A 6891-nucleotide genomic window follows, 5' to 3' on the forward strand; every position below is an offset into this window, starting at 1 on the left:
CTCGGCCGCGACCGGCGTCGGGCACACCGCCTGGCCGTGGGTGGCGCTGGCGGGCGGGCTGCTGCTGGCGCTGGCCGGGCTGCTGACCGTCCGGTACGGGCGCGGCTGGCCGGCGATGGGCAGCCGCTACGAGGCGCCGACCGGCAAGGCGTCGGCGAAGCGGCCGTCGGCCGGCGCCGCGCAGAACCCGGCCGACCTGTGGAAGGCGCTGGACCGGGGCGAGGACCCGACGGCGGGCTGACCGCCGGGCGGGAGCGCGCCGCACTGTGACGCGATAGACCCGCCACCCCCTTTGGGGCGCCGGTGTGTGGCCCGGCACAATGGAACACGTCAATGGGACACGTCAAGCGTAGGAGCACCATCCGATGGCAGCAGCAGCACACGGCCACACCACCGCCGCCTGGACCGGCGTGACCATCGCCTTCATCGGCTTCGGCATCGCGGGTGTCGCGATGATCCTGCCGTCGGTGCTGCTCACCTGGGCCGGCCTGGCGGTCGTCCTGCTCGGCGGCGTGGTCGGCAAGGCCATGTCGATGGCGGGCATGGGCAGGCAGCCCAGCACCAACGTGTACACCCACGAGGAGCAGGCCGCGCTGGCCGCCGCCTCCGCCTCCGCCTGATCCATCGGCGCCTCGCGCGAACGGCGGCCCACGGGCCGCCGTTTCGCTTCTCCCGCCCGGGCTCCGGGACGGGCACAATCGTGGGCGTGAACGCCGCCCCCGCTCCCACCGCCTCCGCCCGGCCCTCCGCGCCGCGCCGGCTGGTGCCGCCGCTGGCCGCGCCCGCCGCCGTGGCCCTTCCCGCCGGGTACGTCGCCGCGGTGGACCCGAACGTGCCCGGGCACTACCCGGACTGCCCCTTCCTGGCGGCCACCGGCTGGTGGTGCCCCGGCTGCGGCGGGCTGCGCTGCGTGCACGCGCTGGCCCACGGGGACCTCAGCGCGGCGCTGCACGACAACGCGGTGGCGGTGCTGCTGTTCGCCGTGCTGGGGGTGTTCTGGGCACGCCGGCTCTGGGCGGCGGTGCGCGGCAGGCCCGGCCCCGGGCTCGCGCTCGGGGCCCGTCGCTGGGTGCTGGTGGGGCTGCTCGTGCTCGTCTTCACGGTGGTCCGCAACCTGCCGGTCGGCGCCGGCCTGGCCCCGCCGCCGGTCTGACCGTCCCGGTGGCGACGGTGTGAAGCCGCAGCTCGCGGGGGTGCCCGGGGGTCCGTTCCGTGAGACGCACGCCGGGCGGATGCGCTGTGCGCTCCCCCTTGCCGATACCATCGAAGGGCCGGAGGCTCACTGGCCGTCCGGCTCCTCGCTAGCAGAACCAGGACTAGCAGACATGATGGGGGCGCCCGAGTGAGTGTGCTCGACTCGATCGTCGAAGGGGTCCGCGAGGACCTCGCCGAGCGGCAGGCCCGGGTCACGCTGGACGAGCTCAAGGAGCTCGCCGCCAAGGCCCCGGACGCCAAGGACGGCGTGGCGGCCCTGCGCGGCGACGGCGTCCGGGTGATCTGCGAGGTCAAGCGCTCCAGCCCGTCCAAGGGCGCGCTGGCCGCGATCGCGGACCCGGCGTCGCTGGCGATCGACTACGCGGCCGGCGGTGCCGCCGCGATCAGCGTGCTGACCGAGCAGCGCCGTTTCGGCGGGTCGCTGGCGGACCTGGACGCCGTCCGGGCCGCGGTGGACACCCCGCTGCTCCGCAAGGACTTCATCGTCACCGCCTACCAGCTGTGGGAGGCCCGCGCGCACGGCGCCGACCTCGCGCTGCTGATCGTCGCGGCCCTCGACCAGCCGGCCCTGGTGTCGCTGATCGAGCGGGCCGGCTCGATCGGCCTCACCCCGCTGGTCGAGGTGCACGACGAGGAGGAGATCAAGCGCGCGGTGGACGCCGGCGCGCGGATCATCGGCGTCAACGCCCGCAACCTCAAGACCCTTGAGGTGGACCGCAACACCTTCGGCAACGTCGTCCACGCCATTCCGGACGACATCGTCAAGGTCGCCGAGTCCGGGGTGCGCGGCCCGCTGGACGTGATCTCCTACGCCAACCTGGGCGCGGACGCGGTGCTGGTCGGCGAAGCGCTGGTGACCGGCAAGGACCCGCGGGCCGCGGTGGCCGACCTGGTCGCGGCCGGCGCCCACCCGGCGATCCGGCACAAGGACTGACGCCGCCGCCATGAAGATCGCCACCCGCCTCGCCCCCGGCTGCCGCCCGCGCGGCTGCCGCGCGCCCGCACGCCGGGTGCTGGGGCGGCGGGTGCGGTACGTGATCGGCTGCGAGCCCGGGCAGGTGCCGGGGCGGCGATGGCGCGAGACGTCCGGCTGACCGCAGCCGACAGACGTCACCGTCAACCGTCGTCATCTTCCCGAGGGACTTCACCATGTCCGAACGGTCCGACAAGGACTACCTGCCCGGCGCCGAGGTGCCGGACGCGCGCGGCTACTTCGGCGCGTACGGCGGCCGCTTCATCCCGGAGGCGCTGGTCGCCGCCGTGGAGCAGGTCGCCGAGGAGTACGAGAAGGCCAAGGCCGACCCGGCCTTCACCGCCGAGCTCGACGCGCTGCTCAAGGACTACACCGGCCGCCCCAGCCCGCTGACCGACGTGCGGCGGTTCTCCGCCGAGGCCGGCGGCGCGCGGATCCTGCTCAAGCGCGAGGACCTCAACCACACCGGCTCGCACAAGATCAACAACGTGCTGGGCCAGGCCCTGCTCACCAGGCGGATGGGCAAGACCCGGATCATTGCCGAGACCGGCGCCGGCCAGCACGGCGTGGCCACCGCCACCGCCTGCGCGCTGTTCGGCTTCGACTGCACCATCTACATGGGCGAGGTCGACACCCAGCGCCAGGCGCTGAACGTCGCCCGGATGCGGATGCTCGGCGCCGAGGTGGTGGCCGTGAAGTCCGGCAGCCGCACCCTCAAGGACGCCATCAACGAGGCGTTCCGCGACTGGGTCGCCAACGTCGACTCCACCCACTACCTGTTCGGCACCGTGGCCGGGCCGCACCCCTTCCCGATGATGGTCCGCGACTTCCACCGGGTCATCGGCGTGGAGGCGCGCGAGCAGGTGCTGGAGCGCACCGGGCGGCTGCCCGACGCCGTGGTCGCCTGCGTCGGCGGCGGCTCCAACGCGATGGGCATCTTCCACGAGTTCATCCCGGACGCCGGGGTGCGCCTGATCGGCTGCGAGGCGGCCGGCGAGGGCGCCGAGACCCCGCGGCACGCGGCCACCCTCACCAAGGGCGACCCGGGCGTGCTGCACGGCTCGCGCACCTACGTCCTGCAGGACGAGGACGGCCAGACCATCGAGTCGCACTCGATCTCGGCCGGCCTGGACTACCCGGGCGTCGGCCCGGAGCACGCCTGGCTGAAGGACACCGGCCGCGCCGAGTACCGGCCGGTCACCGACGACGCCGCCATGCGGGCGCTGCGGCTGCTGTCCCGCACCGAGGGCATCATCCCGGCCATCGAGAGCGCGCACGCGCTGGCCGGCGCCCTGGAGCTGGGCCGCGAGCTCGGACCCGAGGCCACCATCCTGGTCTCGCTCTCCGGGCGCGGCGACAAGGACATGCACACCGCCGCCGAGTACTTCGGCCTCTACGACGAGCCGGGCGCCGGCTCCGCCCACGGGGGTAAGTGACCATGGCTTCGAAGCTCAGCGGCATCCTGGCCGCCGCCAAGGCGGAGGACCGCGCCGCGCTGATCGGCTACCTGCCGGCCGGCTTCCCGTCGGTGGACGGCGGCGTGCGCGCCGTCAACGCGCTGATCGAGGGCGGCTGCGACATCGTCGAGGTCGGCCTGCCGCACTCCGACCCGGTGCTGGACGGCCCGACCATCCAGACCGCCGACGACATCGCGCTGCGGGCCGGCGTGCGGATCAAGGACGTGCTGCGCACCGTCCAGGAGGTCGCGGCCGCGCACCCCGGGGCGGCGGTGCTGGTGATGACCTACTGGAACCCGGTGGACCGGTACGGCGTCGCGCGGTTCGCCGCCGACCTGGCCGCGGCCGGCGGGGCGGGCTGCATCCTGCCGGACCTGCCGGTGGAGGAGTCCGAGGAGTGGCGCAAGGCGGCCGGGGAGCACGGTCTGGACACCGTGTTCGTGGTCGCTCCGAGCAGCCGGGACAAGCGGCTGGCCGAGGTCACGGCGGCCGGCAGCGGCTTCGTGTACGCGGCCGCGGTGATGGGCGTGACCGGCAGCCGGGCGCAGGTCGGCGACCTGGCCGAGGACCTGGTCGCCCGGACCAGGGCCACCACCGAGCTGCCGGTCTGCGTCGGCCTCGGCGTGTCGACCCGTGAGCAGGCCGCGCAGGTGGCCGGGTTCGCGGACGGCGTGATCGTCGGCTCGGCGTTCGTGCAGCGGATCCTGGACGCGGACGGGGACGAGACGGCCGCGCTGGACGCGGTGCGCGCCCTGGCCGGCGAGCTGGCGCAGGGCGTCCGCCGACGGTAGGACCGGAACGCTTCCGACGGGNCTTCGCCGTTCCCGGGTCCGTTCGGACAGCCCGTCGACCCGAACGGGTGAACAGTCGCGGGCACGCGCACCAGCCCGCGGTTGGGCGGCGTTGAGTGGAGGGACGAGTGCACGCACCACGTGCCCGGGGGCGAGCGAGCGGAAGGGGTCGGCCGATGCCCGGTCTTCAGCGAGCCGTGCTGCTGCGGGCGGCCGCGGCGGCGCTGGCGCTCGGTGCCGCGCTCGGGGCGCAGAGCGCGGTCGGCCCGGCGCTGGCCAGGCGGGGGGTGGAGCGGGCGGAGCGGGACGCGTCCGTGTGCGCGGAGGCGCGGGCCCGGGCGGCCCTGACCGGCCGCCAGGACCTCGGCCGCTACGACCTCGGCCGCCCTGATCCCGACCGTTCCGGCCTCGACCGCCACGACCCGGGGTGGCCGTACGGCTGTGAACCCGACCACCCGTTAGGGTGAAACCGTCTCATACCGGATTAAGCATCACTCTTTTGGATTAACTCCACAAAGCGGAGGAACCCGGCGTCCCCGGGAGCGGTTCATAGGGGCGTGACGGTGTTTCCCGAGGGGGTTGTCCGGATGGCCGGGCCGGCGACGGAGTGGATCGGTACGGCCGCCCGGCTGGCCCTGGCCGTGGTCTGGGGCTGGGCCGGGCTGGCGAAGATCTCCGATCCGGCGGAGGCCGCCCAGGCGGTGCGCGCGTACGAGATCCTGCCCGAGTCCCTGGTCAAACCGGTGGGCCACGGGCTGCCCTTCCTGGAGCTGGCGCTCGCGCTGCTGCTGGTGATCGGCCTGGGCACGCGCGTGGCCGCGGGCGTCTCGGCGGTCCTGCTGCTGGCCTTCATCGGCGGGATCGCCTCCGCCTGGGCGCGCGGCATCTCGATCGACTGCGGATGCTTCGGCGGCGGCGGCGCGGTCGACGCCTCGCAGACCGAGTACCTGCAGGAGATCCTGCGCGACAGCGGGTTCCTGCTGCTCGCCGGCTGGCTGCTCTGGCGGCCCCGCACGAAGTTCTCGGTGGACGGCCGGCTGGCGGGCTGAGCGCCCGCCCCACCCGCCGGCCCCACCGCCGCACCCCCACCCCCGAACCTGGAATTCCAAGGCTGATGAGCGACAAGAACCGAGAAGGCAAGCGCACCGCCCGTGAGCGGATGCTGGCGGAACGCGCCGAGGACGAGGCCCGCGGCCGGCGGCGGAAGAAGCTGATCGTCGGCGGGGTGGCGCTCGCGGTGATCGCCGCCGCGGTGGTCACCGGCGTGGTGGTGCAGGACCAGCGCTCCAAGCCGGAGACCCCCGCCGCCGCCCCGGCCGGCACGATCGGCGACAAGAACCTGATCGTCCCGGTCGGCTCCGACAACGCGCCCTCCGTGCTCACCGTCTACGAGGACCCGCGCTGCCCCGCCTGCGGCATCTTCGAGCGGGAGTTCTCGCCCACCATCAGCCAGCTGGAGGACGCGGGCAAGATCTTCACCAACTACCACATCGTCTCGTTCATCGACCGCGCCGTACCGGGCAAGGGCTCCAAGTACGCCGCCAACGCGCTCGGCTGCGCCCAGGACGCCGGGCACTTCCGCGATTACCACGACGTGCTCTACCGCAACCAGCCGGACGAGACCAACGACGCCTTCGGGGACAAGGCGGTCCTGATCAACCTCGGCAGGCAGGTCGACGGCCTGGTCACGCCCTCCTTCGAGGCGTGCGTCAACGACCTGGAGTTCAGCGGCTGGGTGTCGGCGGTCCAGCAGGACTTCGACAAGTCCAACTTCAAGTCCACACCGACGGTGCTGCTGAACGGCCAGCCGATCTACCCGAAGTTCAACAACGAGGAGATCACCCCGGCCAACCTGGTGAAGTGGGTGGACGCCGCCAACCAGGGCAAGCAGGTGGGCACTCCGGGCACCCACGGCCAGTCACCCGCGCCCACCAGCACCGCCTCGGAGCCCAACAACCCCTCGCCCAAGGCGGGCTGAACCGGACGCGTACGCTGCGGGGTGGCCGCCGCCCCCTCCCCGTCCGGAGGGGGCGACGGCGGGCCCCGGGCCCGGCCCCGCACGCCGATCTGTGCCCTACTGTGACCCGCCGGGGTGCCCTCGGCGGGCCGCCGACCCTGTAGCGTCGGAGCTGCCATGGATATCGCCTACATTCCCAGCCCGTCGCGGGGTGTCCTGTACCTCGGACCGATCCCGCTGCGCGCCTACGCCTTCTGCATCATCCTCGGTGTCGTCGTGGCCGTCTGGCTCGGCGGCAAGCGCTGGGTCGCCCGGGGCGGTGGCCGCCACACCGTCGGCGACATCGCCGTCTGGGCCGTGCCGTTCGGCCTGGTCGGCGGCCGGCTGTACCACGTGATCACCGACAACCAGCTGTACTTCGGCGAGGGGAAGAACCCCCTCAACGCCCTCAAGATCTGGGAGGGCGGCCTCGGCATCTGGGGCGCGATCGCGCTGGGC

The 6891-nt window shown here is 73.7% G+C and carries 11 protein-coding genes; all 11 read left to right on the forward strand.

What is annotated here, in order from left to right; all coding sequences use genetic code 11:
- Nucleotides 1–241 (forward strand): Trp biosynthesis-associated membrane protein (locus ABD308_RS20830; protein WP_344337428.1); only part of this gene is annotated, 241 nt, incomplete at its 5' end.
- 124 nt (nucleotides 242–365) lie between these two features.
- Complete coding sequence (locus tag ABD308_RS20835) at nucleotides 366–620, forward strand: HGxxPAAW family protein (RefSeq protein ID WP_344337429.1); 255 nt, start codon at nucleotides 366–368, stop codon at nucleotides 618–620.
- A gap of 86 nt (nucleotides 621–706) precedes the next feature.
- Nucleotides 707–1153 (forward strand): DUF2752 domain-containing protein, encoded by a 447-nt coding sequence (locus ABD308_RS20840; RefSeq protein WP_344337430.1) that lies wholly within the window; start codon nucleotides 707–709, stop codon nucleotides 1151–1153.
- 189 nt (nucleotides 1154–1342) lie between these two features.
- Entirely contained in the window at nucleotides 1343–2149 is an 807-nt protein-coding gene (gene trpC, locus ABD308_RS20845; protein WP_344337431.1) for an indole-3-glycerol phosphate synthase TrpC, read from the forward strand.
- Nucleotides 2150–2159: 10 nt separating this feature from the next.
- Complete coding sequence (gene trpM, locus ABD308_RS20850; protein ID WP_344337432.1) at nucleotides 2160–2309, forward strand: tryptophan biosynthesis modulator TrpM; 150 nt, start codon at nucleotides 2160–2162, stop codon at nucleotides 2307–2309.
- Nucleotides 2310–2364: 55 nt separating this feature from the next.
- On the forward strand, nucleotides 2365–3624 hold the full coding sequence (trpB, locus tag ABD308_RS20855) for a tryptophan synthase subunit beta (protein ID WP_344337433.1): 1260 nt from the start codon (nucleotides 2365–2367) through the stop codon (nucleotides 3622–3624).
- A gap of 2 nt (nucleotides 3625–3626) precedes the next feature.
- On the forward strand, nucleotides 3627–4436 hold the full coding sequence (trpA, locus tag ABD308_RS20860; RefSeq protein ID WP_344337434.1) for a tryptophan synthase subunit alpha: 810 nt from the start codon (nucleotides 3627–3629) through the stop codon (nucleotides 4434–4436).
- 176 nt (nucleotides 4437–4612) lie between these two features.
- On the forward strand, nucleotides 4613–4903 hold the full coding sequence (locus ABD308_RS20865; protein WP_344337435.1) for a hypothetical protein: 291 nt from the start codon (nucleotides 4613–4615) through the stop codon (nucleotides 4901–4903).
- A 90-nt stretch (nucleotides 4904–4993) separates the two neighbouring features.
- The gene (locus ABD308_RS20870; RefSeq protein ID WP_344337436.1) at nucleotides 4994–5485 is read left to right on the forward strand and encodes a MauE/DoxX family redox-associated membrane protein; all 492 of its coding nucleotides are present in this window, start codon (nucleotides 4994–4996) and stop codon (nucleotides 5483–5485) included.
- A gap of 65 nt (nucleotides 5486–5550) precedes the next feature.
- A complete protein-coding gene (locus ABD308_RS20875) occupies nucleotides 5551–6414 on the forward strand; it encodes a DsbA family protein (RefSeq protein ID WP_344337438.1) in 864 nt (287 codons plus the stop codon).
- Between the two features lie 156 nt (nucleotides 6415–6570).
- Nucleotides 6571–6891: prolipoprotein diacylglyceryl transferase family protein (locus ABD308_RS20880; protein ID WP_344337440.1), on the forward strand; the 321-nt coding region annotated here is incomplete at its 3' end.

Origin of the sequence: Kitasatospora putterlickiae (assembly GCF_039527695.1) — a bacterium.
GTDB classification, from domain to species: domain Bacteria; phylum Actinomycetota; class Actinomycetes; order Streptomycetales; family Streptomycetaceae; genus Kitasatospora; species Kitasatospora putterlickiae.